This is a genomic window from Pseudomonas sp. D2002 (genome assembly GCF_013385735.1).
GTDB lineage: Bacteria > Pseudomonadota > Gammaproteobacteria > Pseudomonadales > Pseudomonadaceae > Aquipseudomonas.
In genome coordinates this window covers 111,886-127,748 of sequence record NZ_JACAPL010000023.1, presented here as the reverse complement: position 1 = coordinate 127,748, position 15,863 = coordinate 111,886, and the positions used below count along the sequence as shown (strand labels likewise).

Genomic DNA, 15,863 nt, shown 5'->3' with positions numbered 1-15,863 from the left:
GGCGAGCCGCCGTTGGCGTTTGTTACGAGGCTGTTTAATGCCGCTGTCCAATATCCATATCCTGTATCAGGACGACGCCGTCCTGGTGGTGAACAAGCCGACCCTGCTGCTCTCGGTGCCTGGCCGCGCCGATGACAACAAGGATTGCCTGATCACCCGCCTGCAGGAAAACGGCTACCCCGAAGCCCGCATTGTCCATCGCCTGGACTGGGAAACCTCGGGGATCATCCTGCTCGCGCGGGACGCCGACACCCACCGCGAACTGTCGCGCCAGTTTCACGACCGCGAAACCGAAAAAGCCTACACCGCCTTGGCCTGGGGCCAGCCGGCACTGGACAGCGGCAGCATCGACCTGCCCCTGCGCTACGACCCGCCGACCAAACCCCGGCATGTGGTCGACCACGAGTTCGGCAAGCACGCGCTGACCTTCTGGAAGGTACTGGAACGTTGCGGCGATTGGTGCCGCGTCGAGCTGACGCCGATCACCGGGCGTTCACACCAGTTGCGCGTGCACATGCTGTCGATCGGCCACCCGCTGCTCGGTGATGGTCTGTACGCCCATGAGCAAGCCCTGGCCGCGTGGCCGCGCTTGTGCCTGCATGCGAGCATGTTGAGCTTTACCCACCCGCAAAGTGGCGAGCGTTTGCGCTTTGAGTGCCCTGCCCCGTTCTAAAGTTGGCAATGCATTAAATGTGGGAGCGGGCTTGCTCGCGAATGCGGTGTATCAGATACACATTCAGTGACTGACACACCGCATTCGCGAGCAAGCCCGCTCCCACATTTGTAATGTGCACTTATGGCCATCGAACGGTAAACTCCGCGCATTGCTGTCTGGAGCTATTTATGCGCGAAGCGTTGAATCAAGGCCTGATCGACTTCCTCAAGGCCTCCCCTACTCCTTTTCATGCCACTGCCGCCCTCGCCCAGCGCCTGGAAGCGGCCGGTTACCAACGCCTCGACGAGCGCGAAACCTGGGCCACCGAGGCCAACGGGCGCTATTACGTCACCCGCAACGACTCCTCGATCATCGCCTTCAAGCTCGGCCGCCACTCGCCGCTGCTGGGCGGGATTCGCCTGGTCGGCGCCCACACCGACAGCCCGTGCCTGCGGGTCAAGCCGCAGCCGGAGCTGCAACGCCAGGGTTTCTGGCAGTTGGGTGTGGAAGTCTACGGCGGGGCGCTGCTGGCGCCGTGGTTCGACCGCGACCTGTCGCTGGCCGGCCGCGTGACCTTCCGCCGCGACGGCAAGGTCGAGAGCCAGTTGATCGACTTCAAGCTGCCGATTGCGATCATCCCCAACCTGGCCATTCACCTGAACCGTGAAGCCAACCAGGGGTGGGCGATCAATGCCCAGACCGAACTGCCGCCGATCCTCGCGCAATTTGCCGGTGACGAGCGCGTGGATTTCCGCGCCGTGCTCACCGAACAGCTGGCACGCGAGCATGGTTTGAACGCCGACGTGGTGCTCGACTACGAGTTGAGCTTCTACGACACACAAAGCGCGGCGGTGATTGGCCTCAATGGCGACTTTATCGCCGGGGCGCGCCTCGACAACCTGCTGTCGTGCTACGCCGGGCTGCAAGCCTTGCTCACCAGCGAAACCGACGAAACCTGCGTGCTGGTGTGCAATGACCACGAGGAAGTCGGCTCCTGCTCCGCGTGCGGCGCTGACGGCCCGATGCTGGAACAGACCCTGCGCCGCCTGTTGCCGGAAGGTGATGAATTCGTACGCACCATTCAGAAATCACTGTTGGTGTCTGCCGACAATGCCCACGGCGTGCACCCCAACTACGCCGAGAAACACGACGCCAACCACGGCCCGAAACTCAACGCCGGCCCGGTGATCAAGGTCAACAGCAACCAGCGCTACGCCACCAACAGCGAAACCGCCGGGTTCTTCCGCCACCTGTGCATGGCCCAGGAAGTACCGGTGCAGAGCTTTGTGGTGCGCAGCGACATGGGCTGCGGCTCGACCATCGGCCCGATCACCGCCAGCCACCTGGGCGTGCGCACCGTGGACATCGGCCTGCCGACATTTGCCATGCACTCGATCCGTGAACTGTGCGGCAGCCATGACCTGGCGCATCTGGTGAAGGTGTTGGGCGCGTTCTATGCGAGCCGCGATCTGCCCTGATCCAGCGGGTAACCTCGATCAAAAATGTGGGAGCGGCGGTGCGACGATTCGACTTGCTCGCGAATGCGGTACGTCAGTCAGCAGATTCAGTGACTGACACTGCGCATTCGCGAGCAAGCCCGCCCCCACATTTAGTCTTGCGCACACCTGATCTGCATCACCTGCAGTTTTTGTAATCCGGCCTAGACTTGTCACTATTCCCACTCCGACAAGGCCGTCGCCCCATGATCTCCATGTCCTCCTTCCACGCCATGCTCATCCCCATCATCATTGGCATGATCCTGTTGGCGACCGGTTTCAACTTTCGTGACAAGCCGCTGGGCGTATTTGGCATGTGGGTCGGCATGCTGCTGATCCTGGGCACGGTGGTTTACAAAATCCTCGCCAAACTGGCGGAATGACAAATGCACTCGCATTGGGCATAACGGCCTCGTACACTCGGTCAATTCGTCGTTTTCAAGGTTGACCGCCTCGTGCTCTCGCGTCTTTTTGCCCTGCCCCGCTACGTCCTGATTACCCTGCTGATGCTGCTGCCGCTCGCACCTGCCCACGCCGTGAGCTTGCCCGGCCTGCTCGGCAGCACCAACAAGACCCAACCCCAGGCCGATGTGCCGCTGGGGCAGTCGTTGGATGAGGTGATCAAAACCCTGGAGAACGATCAGCAGCGCACCCAGCTGTTGAGCGATTTAAAGAAGCTGCGCGAAGCCACGCAAAAGGCTCAACCCGCCGCCGAACAAGGCGTGCTCGGCTTGATCGGCAGTACGCTGTCCGGCCTTGAGCAGCAGTTCTCCGGCGCCGACAGCCCGCTGGGCCGTTGGTCCAACGAAGTCGACCTGGCCAAGGATGAACTCGCTGCGCTGATGCTGCCGGCCAGCGAATGGCTGCCGATCATTTTCGGCTTTGCCGTGATCCTGGCCGTGTGGAGCCTGCTGGCCGCCGCGCTGATCTGGCTCAGCCACCGTCTACGCGAACGTTTCGGCCTGCCCGAAGAACTGCCGCAACACCCGCGCACCTGGGACATGCTGCGCTTCGCCCTGCGCAAGTTGGGGCCGTGGCTGATCGCCCTGGTGATCACCGTTTACCTGAGCTACGCCCTGCCCTCGTCTTTGGGTAAATCCCTGGCGATGGTGCTGGCTTACGCGCTGGTGGTCGGCACCTGTTTCTCGGCGATCTGTGTGATTGCCTTCTCCGTCCTCGACGGCCCGCACCGCCACCGGGCGCTGTATATCCTGCGTCACCAAGCCTTCCGTCCGTTGTGGTGGATCGGCAGTTTCGCCGCCTTTGGCGAAGCCCTGAGCGACCCACGGCTGGTAACGGCCCTGGGCCAGCATCTGGCCCACACGGCGGCGACGGTCGCCAATGTGATGGCGGCGCTGTCCACCGGCGTGTTTATCCTGCGTTTCCGCCGGCCGATCGCGCACCTGATCCGCAACCAGCCGCTGTCGCGGCGCCTTACCCGCCGTGCCCTCACCGATACCCTGTCGATCATCGGCACCTTCTGGTACTTGCCGGCATTGTTGCTGGTGGGCATCTCACTGTTCGCCACCTTCCTGTCCGCCGGCGACACCAGCACCGCCTTGCGCCAGTCATTGTTGTGCACGGTGTTGCTGGTGTTGTGCATGGTCATCAACGGCCTGGTGCGCCGCCATGCGCTCAAGCCACAACGCGGGCACAAGCGCCACGCGCTGTACTCCGACCGCCTGAAAAGCTTCGTGTATACCCTGGCCCACTTAGTGGTGTGGCTGGTGTTTATCGAACTCGGCCTGCGCGTATGGGGCCTGTCGATGATTCGCTTTACCGAAGGCGACGGCCATGAAATCAGCGTCAAGCTGTTTGGCCTTGGCGGCACGCTGTTGTTTGCCTGGCTGATCTGGATCCTCAGCGACACCGCCATCCACCACGCCCTGACCCGCTCGCGCAAAGGCCTGGCGAATGCGCGCGCACAGACGATGATGCCGTTGATCCGCAACGTGCTGTTCGTGACCATCTTTATCATCGCCGCCATCGTGGCGCTGGCGAACATGGGCATGAACGTTACGCCGCTGCTGGCCGGTGCCGGTGTGATCGGTATCGCCATCGGTTTTGGTGCGCAGTCGCTGGTGGCGGACTTGATCACCGGCCTGTTCATCATCATCGAAGACTCGCTGGCCATCGACGACTACGTGGATGTCGGCGGCCACCTCGGCACCGTCGAGGGCCTGACTATCCGTACCGTGCGCCTGCGCGACATCGACGGCATTGTGCACACCATTCCGTTCAGCGAAATCAAGAGCATCAAGAACTACTCCCGCGAGTTCGGCTATGCGATCTTCCGCGTGGCGATCCCCTACAACATGGAAATCGACGACGCGATCAAACTGATGCGCGATGTCGGCCAGAAAATGCGCAACGACCCACTGCAACGCCGCAACATCTGGTCGCCGCTGGAGATTCAGGGCGTGGAGAGCTTTGAGTCCGGCAGTGCGATCCTGCGGGCGCGGTTCAAGACCGCGCCGATCAAGCAGTGGGAAGTGTCGCGGGCGTTCAACCTGGCGCTCAAGCGTCAGCTGGATGAAGCCGGGCTCGACCTGGCGACACCGCGCTTGAGTGTGCAGGTGGTCACCGCCGGCACCGTGCAGGAGAAAGAACCACAACAATAAAGAGGGAGAGGTACTTATGCGTTTGAACGGTCTGACACACCCATGGGTTTTCGGCATGCTCTGCGGGCTAGCCAGCAGTGCAGTGATTGCCGCCAGCAGCGGCCAGGAGAGCGCCCGGGAGGAAATCGCCGCCCAGGCAAAAATCCTTGAACCGGCCTTGCTGGAAACCCGCCGCGATATCCATGCCCATCCTGAACTGGGCAACACCGAAACCCGCACTGCCGAACTGGTTGCCAAGCAATTGCGCGAGCTGGGCCTTGAGGTAAAAACCGGCGTGGCGCGCACCGGCGTCGTCGCGATCTTGAAGGGCGCCCTGCCCGGCCCGACCGTTGCGCTGCGTGCCGATATGGATGCACTGCCGGTCAAGGAAGTCGCCGACCTGCCGTTCGCCTCCAAGGCCAAAGGCACTTACCTGGGCAAGGAAGTCGACGTGATGCACGCCTGCGGCCACGACGCCCACACCGCGATCCTGCTGAGCACGGCAAAAATCCTCACCGGCATGCGCGACCGCCTGCCCGGCACCGTGGTGTTTTATTTCCAGCCGGCCGAAGAAGGCCCGAGCGACTTTATCCCCGACGGCAAAAATACGTGGGGCGCGAAGATGATGGTGCAGGAAGGCGTGATGAAAGCGCCCAAGCCAGACGCCGTATTCGGCCTGCATGTGTGGGCCGGTGTACCCGCCGGGCAAATCGCTTATCGCCCGGGGCCGACCCTGGCCAGCTCCGATGACCTGCGCATCAAAATCCTCGGCAAGCAGACCCACGCCGGCCGCCCCTGGGACGGCATCGACCCGATCACCGTCGGCGCGCAGACCATTGTCGGCCTGCAAACCGTGGTCAGCCGCCGCACCGATATCTCGTCATTTCCGTCGGTGGTGAGCATCGGCACCATCAATGGCGGCACCCGCTACAACATCATCCCCGAGTCGGTGGACATGAGCGGCACCATTCGCTCATACGACTACGGCATTCGCCAGAAGCTGCACGCGGATGTGCGCCAGACCGTGGAGAAAATCGCGGAAAGTGGCGGCGCCAAGGCTGAAGTCACGATCATCGAGAAGTACGACCCGACCATCAACAACCCGGCACTCACCGAGAAAATGCTGCCGAGCCTGCGCTGGGCGGCCAAGGATGATGTGGTGCAAGGCCCGCTGGTGGGCGGTGCCGAGGACTTCTCGTTCTATGCCAAGGAAGCGCCGGGGCTGTTTGTGTTCCTGGGGGTGACGCCGAGGGATCAGGACATGAGCAAGGCGGCGCCGAACCATAATCCGGGGTTCTTCGTGGATGAATCGGCGTTGGTGGTGGGGGTCAGAACGTTGGCGTCGTTGGCGACGGATTACCTGTACACGAACCCACCGCAGTAGGGCTTTTTATGTGGGAGCGGGCTTGCCCGCGATAGCGGTGTATCAGTCACCGAATAGTTAGACTGATACGCCCTCATCGCGGGCAAGCCCGCTCCCACATTGGGTTTGCAGCGTGTCAGCCAGCCAGCGCAGCGCCATCCATCTTCTGGCGCAGGCTCAATGGGCGCATATCCGTCCAGACTTCCTCGATGTAAGCCAGGCACTCTTTCTTCATGCCGCTCTTGCCCACGGTGCGCCAGCCTTCCGGCACGGCCTTGTAGTCAGGCCAGATGGAATACTGTTCTTCGTGGTTGACCACTACCTGAAACAGGATGTCGTCGCGGTCAAATACTGAGGTCATTGCTGTTCTCCATCGCTTATAGGGCTGGCTGCGCACCACGCGCAGCGCTGATATCTGTAGAAACGTACCAAGCGTGCGAAAAATTAGAGGCTGGCGACCGCTGCCGCCAAGGCGCGTCCGAAGATCTCGGCTACCTGGTCGATTTGGGCGGCGGTGATGACCAGCGGAGGCAAGAAGCGCACGACGCTGCCATGCCGCCCGCCCAGCTCCAGGATCAGGCCGCGCTTGAGGCATTCGCGTTGCACCAGCGGCGCCAGTTGGCGATGCACCGGTGGGTGGCCCTGGCTATCGGGCGCGCCGTTCGGGTCCACCAGTTCCACGCCGAGCATCAGCCCGCGCCCACGAATATCCCCCAACTGCGGGAAGTCGCGCTGCAGGATGCGCAGGTGCTCACCGAGACGCTCGCCCATGGCCGCCGCGTGGCCGGCCAGGTCGTGCTCCTTGAGGTAGCGCATTACCGCCGAACCCGCCGCCATCGCCATCTGGTTGCCCCGGAACGTCCCGGCATGCGCGCCCGGCAACCACGTGTCGAGCCAGTCGCGATACACCACCACCGCCAACGGCAAGCTGCCGCCGATGGCCTTGGACATCACCACCACATCCGGAATAATGCCGGCGTGTTCGAAGGCAAACATTTTGCCGGTGCGACCGAAACCACTCTGGATTTCATCAACGATCAACGCCACGCCCGCCTGCTCGGTGATGCGCCGCAGGCCGCGCAGCCAGTCGAGATCGGCGGGGATCACACCGCCCTCGCCCTGCACCACCTCGACAATCACCGCCGCCGGCAACAACACCCCGGCTTCGGGGTCATTGAGCAGGTTTTCCAGGTAATGCAGGTTGACCCGCACACCTTCCGCGCCGCCCAGGCCGAAGGGGCAACGGTAGTCGTAGGGATACGGCAGGAATTGCACGCCATTGCCGAGCAAGGCGCCCAAAGGTTTTTTCGGCCCCAGGCTGCCCATCAGGCTCAGCGCGCCTTGGCTCATGCCGTGATAACCGCCCTGGAAGGACAACACCGTGCTGCGACCGGTGGCAGTGCGCACCAGCTTCAACGCGGCTTCGACGGCGTCCGTGCCGGTAGGGCCGCAGAACTGGATTTTCGCTTCCCGCGCCAGCTCAGCGGGCAACAGGCCGAACAGGTCTTGTACGAACTGGTCTTTGACCGGGGTGGTCAGGTCGAGGGTGTGCAGGGGCAGTTCGTCGCTGAGCACTTGTTGAATGGCTTGGATCACCACCGGGTGGTTGTGGCCCAACGCCAACGTGCCGGCGCCGGCCAGGCAGTCGATGAAACTGCGACCCTCCACGTCCTCCACGTAGATACCCTTGGCGCGTTTGAGCGCCAGGGGAATGCGCCGAGGGTAACTGCGAGCGTTGGATTCCTGCTGGCGCTGGCGGGCCAGCAACGGGGTTTCTTCGAACTGGTAGAGCGTTTCCACGGGTGCCGGGCTGGCGTGCACCGGGGCGTCTTCGATACGGCTGGTAGCGACTGACATCTCTCGATCCCTCAATACGCGGGTGGGGTGACCAAACTGCCGATCCGCACATGTGCGGATTTCATGTTCTGGAGACGCACCAGCGGTTGGGGGATTTAGGCTTGTTGTGGTTTTTGATCACTGACAGTTGATCGTTCCCACGCTCCGCGTGGGAATGCATCCCGTGACGCTCCGCGTCACCAGAATTTCACTGACAGCGGGACGCGGAGCGTCCGTGGTGGCATTCCCACGCAGAGCGTGGGAACGATCATCGATCACGCGAGCCTTCACATCCCGCGATACCGCTCATTCAACGCATACAAAATCGCACACGTCTCCCCATCCAGAACCCCGGAATAATCGCGGTTGCGAAAGTGCATCTGAAACGCCCGCGTGCGCAGCGCAAACGTCTGGCGATTCTGCGCCGGCTTATACCCATAGCGCTGAAAGGCCCGCTCCACCTCGACCTCCGGCGGCAACCCAAGGCAAAACCGGCGCTGATACATCGCCCGCGTCGACTCATCAAACCAGGCCCCGATCCCGGCCTCGAACAAACACCGCCAAGGCAACCGCGGCCCCGGATCACTCTTGCGCCAGTACGCCACATCCGAATGCCCGAGAATGTCCGTCGGCCCTATCTGTGGGTAGCGCCCAAGCAGGTCGCGAACCAACGCCACCAACACATCTATTTGCTCCTCAGCGTACGCAGGAAAGGTAAACACCCCGCCATCATCGCGGGCCAAATTGACCATCTCGATGCCAATGGATCGGCTATTAAGATTATCCCGCCCAGCCCAATGGCTCACCCCGGCATGCCAGGCGCGCTTATCCTCGTCCACCAGACGAAACGCGCGCAATTCGTCATAGCCCATGGCGCGGTAGCCGGGGTCATCAGGATCGGGCAGCAGATAGTGAGCGCTGACACCGTCTTGCGTCAGCGTACGCAACGATGAGGCAAAGGGCGCCGCGGTGTAGTGCAGGATCACTTGCCCCACGGGCTCGCCGTTGCGTTGATTGAAATCCCTGGCCGGGAAACTGCTATCGATAACCAACATAAGAACCGTCCTTTTCAGTACAGGCCGAGTCATTCAGCCCGTTCAAGCGCAAAAAATTACCGCCATCCTGAAGCGCTGAACTTCAAAAAGGCGGTAACTATGTGGCACATGAAAAGAGGGATCAGTGTCGCAGCGGCATGCCCAGGTCTACCCGCAGGCCATCCGGTTGGCTGTCGAATTTCAACGAGCAGGAGCAGCGTTGCACGATAGCCTGCACAATCGCCAAACCCAGCCCGCAGCCCTCGCTGCTGCCATTGCGCCAGAAGCGTTGAGTCAGGTATTGCAGGTCCTCACTGGAGATTTGCTTGCCATGATCACGCACGCGGAACACCACCGTATCGGCGGTAGTGAATACATTCAGCTCCACGCGGGTATCACTCGGCGTGTGCCGCAGGGCGTTATCCAACAGGTTGCGCAGGGCTGCCACCGCCAGGGCCACCGGCATTTCCACCGGGGTTTCAGTCAGGTTGGCCGACAGGATCAAATCGATACGCCGATTGTCACCGGCGTTGGCATCCTGGATCGCCAGCCGCGCAACCTGTTCGGCGCTGGATTGCAGGCCGTCATCAAACGATAGGCTGCCCTCCACCCGCGCCAGCAACAACAATTGCTCCAGGGTCCGGTGCAGGCGGTCGGCGCCCTCTTCGGCGTGGGCCAGGGATTGGTCGCGGGCCGCGCCGTCGGTCATGCGCGCCACTTGCAGGTGGGTCTTGATCGCCGTCAGCGGGCTGCGCAACTCATGGGCCGCGTCACCGGTGAGGCGGCGCTCACGTTCGATGGTCTTGGCGATGCGCTGCAACAGCTGGTTCTGGGTGTCGAGCAGAGGCTTAAGCTCGCTGGGCAACGGGTGAATCTGCAGGGGTTCGAGGGAATCGGCACTGCGGCGCATCAGTGCGTCACGCATGCGGTTGAGCGGCAACAGGCTCTGGCCGATGCCCAGCCACAACAGGCACAGGCAACCCAGCAAGGCCACGCCCACCGGCACCGACGCCGCCAGCAGGATCGACAGGTTCAGCGCCTCGCGCTCCACCTGGCGGTCGGCCGTGGTGATCAGCAAATCACCGCGCGACAGGGTGAAGCTGCGCCAGCCCACACCGTCGATAATCTGGTCACGAAAGCCGCTTTTGCGCGACTCCAGGCCCTCGTCCGGGGTCATGTGGCTGCGCGCGAGGATTTCCCCGCGTAAAGAGCTGACCTGGCAGGCCATGCCGCCCGGTACGTTGAGTTGCTCGGTGCGCAAATGCGTCGTGCCGCCGGCCACGCTGGCCAGGCCGGGCATCTGCTCGGTCAGCCCGGCCACCATGCGTGCCGAGGCCACCAGGCGCTGGTCGAGAGAAAACATCATCTGGTTGCGCAGATCGTTGAGCATCCAGGCCGCCGCCAGCAGCCAGATCAGCACAAAAGCGGCGCCCAGCTTGAACGTCAGGCGCAGGCGCAGGCTCATCACGACGCGTTGTCTCCCTCATCCACCGCGCCGCCGTCCGCCGTGCCCAGGCGATAACCAAGGCCGCGCACGGTCTCGACGATGCCATTGCCCAACTTGCGGCGCAGGTGATGGATATGCACGTTGAGGGCGTTGCTTTCCAGTTCGTCGTTAAAACCGTAGACGCTGTCCTTGAGCTGCTCGCTGGACAGCACCCGGCCCTTGTTGTGCAACAGCGCTTGCAACAAGGCTTGTTCGCGACGGGAAAGGTCCACCGGCTCGCCCGCCAGAAAGGTTTCGCGACTGCTCGGGTCATAGGCCAGCCGGCCATGTTCGATCAGGTTGACCCGGCGCCCCGCCACGCGCCGCAGCAGGGTTTGCAGGCGGGCGGCGAGTTCGCGCAGGTCGAAGGGTTTGAGCAGGTAGTCGTCGGCGCCGGCTTGCAGACCGTCGACGCGGTTGGTCACCGAATCGCGCGCGGTGAGAATCAGCACCGGAATTTCAAGGCCTTGGCTGCGTTGTTGCTGCAGCAGCTTGAGGCCATCTTCGTCGGGCAAACCGAGGTCGAGCACCATGATGTCGAACGTAGCTGCCTTGAGCATCGCCCGCGCAGCGGCTGCGGTGGCCACGCGCTCGACGGTAAAGCCCTGGGCGCCGAGGCCGGCCACGATGCCGCTGGCGATCAGTTCGTCGTCTTCACAGACCAGTACGTGCATGGTTAACCCTTCATGAAAGATGGGGGGAATTAAAGGTGCCGAGGATTAAGCGCCGATTATGCCGCGAAAAGACGCGCGCCCTGCGCTTCCCTTCACTTTAGAATAGCCACCGGTTAATCATCGGTTAATCAGCGCCACACATTGTGTGCCTAACTTGCAACGAACTAAGGCTCGTCCATGCGGTATTTGTTTACCTTTCTGCTGGTGTTTTTCGCGGGGTTGGCCCAGGCAGCGCCGGGCAATCCATTCGAAACCAAACCTGACTTCCTGCCGGTGGGCAAGGCTTTCACCTTTACCTCCGAGCGTCTTGAAAGCGGCGAGACCCAGCTGTATTGGCAGATTGCCGACGGCTATTACCTCTACCAGCAGCGCATGAAGTTCGACGGCCTGGCCGAAAAACCCGTATTGCCCCAGGGCGAAGCTCATAGCGATGAATTCTTCGGCGAGCAGCAAGTGTATCGCCAAGGCCTGGAAGTGAAGATTCCGGCCGGTGCCACCGGCCAGATCAAGCTCGGCTGGCAGGGCTGTGCGGATGCCGGCCTGTGCTACCCGCCGCAGTCGATCACCGTGGACCTGGGTGGCAACCCCGCCGTTGCCGCCACCACCCAAGCCCAGGACCAAAGCCTGGCCAGCGGCCTGCAACAGCGCAGCCTGGGCTGGAGCCTGCTGGTGTTCTTTGGCCTGGGCCTGCTGTTGGCATTCGCGCCTTGCTCGCTGCCGATGCTGCCTATTCTCGCCGGCCTGGTGGTGGGCAGCGGCGCCAGCCCGCGGCGGGGTTTCGCCCTGGCCAGCAGCTACGTGGTGTGCATGGCCCTGGTGTATGCAGCGCTCGGCGTGTTGGCCGCGTTGCTCGGCGGCAACCTTGCTGCACTGCTGCAAACGCCGTGGATTCTCGGCAGCTTCGCCGCGCTGTTTGTGCTCCTCGCGCTGCCGATGTTCGGCTTCTTCGAATTGCAATTGCCGGCCTTCCTGCGCGACCGTCTGGATAACGTCAGCCGTCAGCAAAGCGGCGGCAGCCTGGTGGGCGCCGGCATTCTCGGTGCACTGTCCGGTTTGCTGGTGGGGCCGTGCATGACCGCGCCTCTGGCCGGCGCGCTGCTGTATATCGCCCAGAGCGGCAACGCGCTGCACGGCGGCTTGATCCTGTTTGCGATGGGCATCGGCATCGGTATCCCGCTGTTGCTGCTGGTGACGGTGGGCAACCGCTTCCTGCCTAAACCGGGCACCTGGATGAATGTGCTCAAGGGCGTCTTCGGCTTCCTGTTCCTCGGCACCGCGGTGCTGATGATTCGCCCGGTAGTGGGTGAAAGCCTGTGGATTGGCCTTTGGGGTGCATTGGCGCTGGTGATGGCCTATTGCGGCTGGAGCCTGGCCCGCGAGTACGGGCTGGCCGCCAAGGTCTTTGGCGCCGGTTCCCTGGTGCTGGGCCTGTGGGGCGCGGTGCTGGTGGTGGGTGCGGCCGGGGGCAGCGATAATGTGTGGCAGCCGTTGAAGGTCTACAGCGGTGAGCGCATTGGCGCAGCCCCCAGCGCCCACGACGCCTTCATGACCATCAACGACCCGGCCGTGCTGCAAAGCCAGCTCGACAGCGCCAAGGCCCAGGGCCAATGGGTGCTGGTGGATTACTACGCCGACTGGTGCGTGTCGTGCAAGATCATGGAAAAACAAGTGTTCGGCAAACCCGAAGTCATGGACGCCCTCAAAGACGTGCGCCTGCTGCGCCTGGACGTCACGGCCGACAACGCCGCCAGCCGTGAACTGCTCGGCCGCTACAAGGTGCCGGGGCCACCGAGCTTTGTGTGGATCGGCCCGGACGGTGAAGAGCGCCGCGCCCAACGCATCACCGGCGAAGTGGATGCCGCCGACTTCCTGCAACGCTGGACGCAAACCCGAGACGCACGCTGATGCTGACCCTGACCATCGGCACCTTCGCCATTGCCCTGAATCACATCCTGCTGATCAGCGCGCTGATTCTCGCCACTGTGGTGGGCTGGCGCGTGGCCAAACGCGGCGGCGAAAACCCCGAGTCGGTGCTGTTCAGCCTGTTCCTGTTGGGCATGCTGGTGGCGCGCGTCAGCTTTGTGTTGATGTACTGGGGCGATTACAGCCACGACCCGCTGCAGATGGTCGACCTGCGCGACGGCGGTTTCCTCGCCTGGCCGGGCGTGATCGCGCTGGTGCTCGGCGCCCTGTTGTACGGCTGGCGCCGCCCGGCATTGCGTAAACCCCTGAGCGCCGGGGTGATGACCGGCCTGGTGTTCTGGGGGCTGACCAGCTTGTCCTTGAGTCTCTACGACAAAGGCGCGCAACTGCCGGATATCACCTTGCGCAACGCCAATGGCGACGTGGTGCAACTGGCCGATTACAAAGGTGGGCCGCTGGTGATCAACCTCTGGGCCACCTGGTGCCCACCGTGCCGGCGCGAAATGCCGGTGCTGGAGCGCGCGCAGCACCAGCGCCCCGACGTGACCTTCCTGTTCGTCAACCAGGCCGAAAGCATGCAAAGCGTCAGCACCTTCCTCGCGACCCAAGGCCTGACCCTCGACAATGTGCTGTTTGACGCCAGCGGCCGCCTCGGCCAGGCCGTGGGCTCCATGGCCTTGCCGACCACTCTGTTCTACCAAGCCGATGGGCGCCTGATCAACAGCCACCTCGGTGAGCTGTCCCAAGCCAGCCTGGCCCGCGCCATGGAACCCTTCGACACCGCCACGACAAGGAAACCGACATGCCAAGCCTCCGCCACCTGCTGACCCTGCTGCCGCTGACGCTCGCGGCCACTCTGGCCCAGGCCGAAGACTGGCCGGCGCCGATCAAACAGATCGAAGCCAAAGGCGCCAAGATCCTCGGCAAGTTCGACGCGCCCAGCGGCCTCACCGGCTACGCCGCGCAATACCAGAACCGCGGCATGGCCCTGTACCTGACCGCCGACGGCAAAAGCGTGATTGCCGGCAACCTGTACGACGCCGAAGGCAAAGACCTGAGCAGCGCGCCCCTGGAAAAACTGGTGTACGCGCCGATGGCCAAGGAAGTCTGGGCCAAGATGGAACACAGCAACTGGATTCAGGATGGCGATAAAAACGCCCCACGCACCGTTTACCTGTTCAGCGACCCCAACTGCCCTTACTGCAACATGTTCTGGGAACAGGCACGCCCGTGGGTAAAAGCCGGCAAGGTGCAGTTGCGCCACATCATGGTCGGCATCATCCGCGAAGACAGCCCCGGCAAATCCGCCGCCCTGTTTGCTGCCAAAGACCCGCAGAAAGCCCTGGAAGAACACGAAGCCGCCGGCAAAGGCAGCAAGTTGCAGGCGCTGGACAAGATCCCGGCGGATATCGAAGCCAAGCTCGATGCCAATATGAAGTTGATGGAAGAGCTTGAACTGTCGGCGACGCCAGCAATTTTCTACCTGGATGACAAGGGCGGCCTGCAGCAACAGCAAGGCGCGCCGTCACCGGATAAGCTGGCGAAGATTCTGGGGCCGAAGTAATCGGATGCAGATTTGCGCTTGACGCAGAAAATCCGATGCCCAAACAGGCATCGGATTTTATTTCATGAAGCCAATTATCAGATCATAAACATAGCCGTTTGAGATCAGGCACGTCTGCCAGATGTCTCTTTAGGCTACAGCCGATTGGCGACGTCGAGATCCGCCTCATCCTCACCGAGGCCAGAGCGATGAGTGCCTGCGATCAACGGCCCATAACGGCGGCTGAATTCCCAGTTGTAGGGCACGCGGTCTTTGCTGATCCCGTTGTCCCAATTCACCGACCATGTCATCAGGCCCTTGATCGACAATCCTTTGTCGTGCAAACGCTTGAATGCATTGGTCACGGCTGCGGGGTTGATCACATAACCGGTGGCGGCTGCGTCGACGTTGGCCGGCAGACCAATGACGAACTTGTCCGCCGGGATTTTGGTAAACCCTCGCGTTCCGCTCACCAGACTTTCGGTCAGGTAAAACAGGAAATCCTCTTTCATCGCGTCGTTGTTCTGGGCAATCCAGGCACCGTTGCCGTTGTTGACCTCCTGCACCCAGATCCCGTCGCCCCCCTGGTTGTAATACTGCGGGGCAATGAAGTCGTAATAGCCTTCCAGCGCCTGGATGTAACCGACGTATTTGCCGGCGGAGGTCAGGTAAGGAAACTCCGGCGCCATGCTGATGATGAAGTGTTTGCCTTCACCGGCGTAATGGTCCTTGACCAGTTTCAACGCGGCGGGCAGGACAGTCTTGTTGTCGGCGAAATCTATCGCGCTCTGCTCAAGATCGATGTCCAGGCCATCAAAGCCATAGGTTTCCACCAGGCGGATAGTCTCGTTGGCCAGTGGCTGTTCGTTGCCTTTATGCAACTCGATGTGCGCATCGGCGCCGCCAAGGGAAATCAGCACCGCCCTGCCCTGGCTGTTCAGCACGCCCACCTGGCGGCGGAACTCGGCGTCGGAAAGGTTGTACGGCTTGAACGTTGGGATACCGTTACCTTTCATGAAGGCCACGGCCACCACGTTGTAATCACTCGGCACGTCCACCAGGTTCATATTGGCGAATTGGCCACGCTGGTAGCCGTCGCTCGCGCCGGCAGGCCAGTTGTGCCAGAAGCCCATGAGGATCTTTTTGCCGGCGATGCTCGGCATCAGCGAGGCGACATCGTTCAGCGGCGATTTCAGTGAGGTGAAGTCAATCTTTGTCATGTTCTAATCCTTCAGAACGTATGGGTTGAACGG

General features: G+C 62.2%; 13 protein-coding genes and 1 pseudogene. 8 read left to right on the top strand and 6 right to left on the bottom strand.

Features of this window, described 5'->3' with window-relative positions; translation table 11 throughout:
* Window positions 1-37: 37 nt before the first annotated feature.
* The 5 genes from HX783_RS28040 (at window position 38) to HX783_RS28020 (ending at window position 6,135) form a co-directional block, all read left to right on the top strand.
* Window positions 38-673 (top strand): RluA family pseudouridine synthase, encoded by a 636-nt coding sequence (locus HX783_RS28040; RefSeq protein ID WP_034099399.1) that lies wholly within the window; start codon window positions 38-40, stop codon window positions 671-673.
* A 170-nt stretch (window positions 674-843) separates the two neighbouring features.
* Complete coding sequence (locus tag HX783_RS28035) at window positions 844-2,133, top strand: M18 family aminopeptidase (RefSeq protein WP_016970147.1); 1,290 nt, start codon at window positions 844-846, stop codon at window positions 2,131-2,133.
* Window positions 2,134-2,357: 224 nt separating this feature from the next.
* Window positions 2,358-2,534: a hypothetical protein gene (locus HX783_RS28030; RefSeq protein WP_174245644.1), complete on the top strand. Its 177-nt coding sequence runs from the start codon at window positions 2,358-2,360 to the stop codon at window positions 2,532-2,534.
* A gap of 72 nt (window positions 2,535-2,606) precedes the next feature.
* Window positions 2,607-4,772 (top strand): mechanosensitive ion channel domain-containing protein, encoded by a 2,166-nt coding sequence (locus HX783_RS28025; protein WP_177019028.1) that lies wholly within the window; start codon window positions 2,607-2,609, stop codon window positions 4,770-4,772.
* 16 nt (window positions 4,773-4,788) lie between these two features.
* The gene (locus tag HX783_RS28020; RefSeq protein ID WP_177019027.1) at window positions 4,789-6,135 is read left to right on the top strand and encodes an amidohydrolase; all 1,347 of its coding nucleotides are present in this window, start codon (window positions 4,789-4,791) and stop codon (window positions 6,133-6,135) included.
* A gap of 115 nt (window positions 6,136-6,250) precedes the next feature.
* Here HX783_RS28020 and HX783_RS28015 read toward each other — a convergent pair whose 3' ends face one another.
* The 5 genes from HX783_RS28015 to HX783_RS27995 all read right to left on the bottom strand — a co-directional run bounded on the left by HX783_RS28015 (window position 6,251) and on the right by HX783_RS27995 (window position 11,144).
* Entirely contained in the window at window positions 6,251-6,475 is a 225-nt protein-coding gene (locus tag HX783_RS28015) for an MbtH family protein (RefSeq protein ID WP_028617283.1), read from the bottom strand.
* An 83-nt stretch (window positions 6,476-6,558) separates the two neighbouring features.
* The gene (locus HX783_RS28010) at window positions 6,559-7,971 is read right to left on the bottom strand and encodes an aspartate aminotransferase family protein (protein ID WP_177019026.1); all 1,413 of its coding nucleotides are present in this window, start codon (window positions 7,969-7,971) and stop codon (window positions 6,559-6,561) included.
* A gap of 266 nt (window positions 7,972-8,237) precedes the next feature.
* A complete protein-coding gene (locus tag HX783_RS28005) occupies window positions 8,238-9,005 on the bottom strand; it encodes an N-acetylmuramoyl-L-alanine amidase (RefSeq protein ID WP_177019025.1) in 768 nt (255 codons plus the stop codon).
* A gap of 121 nt (window positions 9,006-9,126) precedes the next feature.
* Window positions 9,127-10,449 carry an ATP-binding protein gene (locus HX783_RS28000; RefSeq protein WP_177019024.1) on the bottom strand — a complete coding sequence of 441 codons (1,323 nt, stop codon included), beginning with the start codon at window positions 10,447-10,449 and terminating at the stop codon, window positions 9,127-9,129.
* A complete protein-coding gene (locus tag HX783_RS27995) occupies window positions 10,449-11,144 on the bottom strand; it encodes a response regulator transcription factor (protein WP_159958542.1) in 696 nt (231 codons plus the stop codon). Before HX783_RS27995 ends, HX783_RS28000 begins: the two co-directional genes overlap by 1 nt.
* 177 nt (window positions 11,145-11,321) lie before the next feature.
* Here HX783_RS27995 and dsbD point away from each other — a divergent pair, with 177 nt between their 5' ends.
* From dsbD to dsbG, 3 genes are read left to right on the top strand one after another with little or no spacing between them, the layout of a single operon-like run.
* Window positions 11,322-13,049 carry a protein-disulfide reductase DsbD gene (gene dsbD / locus HX783_RS27990; RefSeq protein WP_177019023.1) on the top strand — a complete coding sequence of 576 codons (1,728 nt, stop codon included), beginning with the start codon at window positions 11,322-11,324 and terminating at the stop codon, window positions 13,047-13,049.
* Window positions 13,049-13,894: a TlpA disulfide reductase family protein gene (locus HX783_RS27985; RefSeq protein WP_159958546.1), complete on the top strand. Its 846-nt coding sequence runs from the start codon at window positions 13,049-13,051 to the stop codon at window positions 13,892-13,894. Before dsbD ends, HX783_RS27985 begins: the two co-directional genes overlap by 1 nt.
* The gene (gene dsbG, locus HX783_RS27980) at window positions 13,870-14,631 is read left to right on the top strand and encodes a thiol:disulfide interchange protein DsbG (protein WP_159958548.1); all 762 of its coding nucleotides are present in this window, start codon (window positions 13,870-13,872) and stop codon (window positions 14,629-14,631) included. The genes HX783_RS27985 and dsbG overlap by 25 nt, the downstream gene beginning before the upstream one ends.
* A 200-nt stretch (window positions 14,632-14,831) precedes the next feature.
* Here dsbG and HX783_RS27975 read toward each other — a convergent pair.
* Window positions 14,832-15,830 (bottom strand): annotated as a pseudogene (locus tag HX783_RS27975) (chitinase); the annotation flags it as partial.
* Between the last annotated feature and the right edge of the window lie 33 nt (window positions 15,831-15,863).

What these genes read in the sequence shown, in the direction of transcription:
- dsbG (WP_159958548.1), top strand. Translation starts at nt 13,870, where the DNA reads ATGCCAAGCCTCCGCCACCTGCTGACCCTGCTGCCGCTGACGCTCGCG.
- HX783_RS28020 (WP_177019027.1), top strand. Translation starts at nt 4,789, where the DNA reads ATGCGTTTGAACGGTCTGACACACCCATGGGTTTTCGGCATGCTCTGC.
- HX783_RS28040 (WP_034099399.1), top strand. Translation starts at nt 38, where the DNA reads ATGCCGCTGTCCAATATCCATATCCTGTATCAGGACGACGCCGTCCTG.
- HX783_RS28000 (WP_177019024.1), bottom strand. Translation starts at nt 10,449, where the DNA reads ATGAGCCTGCGCCTGCGCCTGACGTTCAAGCTGGGCGCCGCTTTTGTG.
- dsbD (WP_177019023.1), top strand. Translation starts at nt 11,322, where the DNA reads ATGCGGTATTTGTTTACCTTTCTGCTGGTGTTTTTCGCGGGGTTGGCC.
- HX783_RS28010 (WP_177019026.1), bottom strand. Translation starts at nt 7,971, where the DNA reads ATGTCAGTCGCTACCAGCCGTATCGAAGACGCCCCGGTGCACGCCAGC.
- HX783_RS27985 (WP_159958546.1), top strand. Translation starts at nt 13,049, where the DNA reads ATGCTGACCCTGACCATCGGCACCTTCGCCATTGCCCTGAATCACATC.
- HX783_RS28030 (WP_174245644.1), top strand. Translation starts at nt 2,358, where the DNA reads ATGATCTCCATGTCCTCCTTCCACGCCATGCTCATCCCCATCATCATT.
- HX783_RS28015 (WP_028617283.1), bottom strand. Translation starts at nt 6,475, where the DNA reads ATGACCTCAGTATTTGACCGCGACGACATCCTGTTTCAGGTAGTGGTC.
- HX783_RS28005 (WP_177019025.1), bottom strand. Translation starts at nt 9,005, where the DNA reads ATGTTGGTTATCGATAGCAGTTTCCCGGCCAGGGATTTCAATCAACGC.
- HX783_RS28035 (WP_016970147.1), top strand. Translation starts at nt 844, where the DNA reads ATGCGCGAAGCGTTGAATCAAGGCCTGATCGACTTCCTCAAGGCCTCC.
- HX783_RS27995 (WP_159958542.1), bottom strand. Translation starts at nt 11,144, where the DNA reads ATGCACGTACTGGTCTGTGAAGACGACGAACTGATCGCCAGCGGCATC.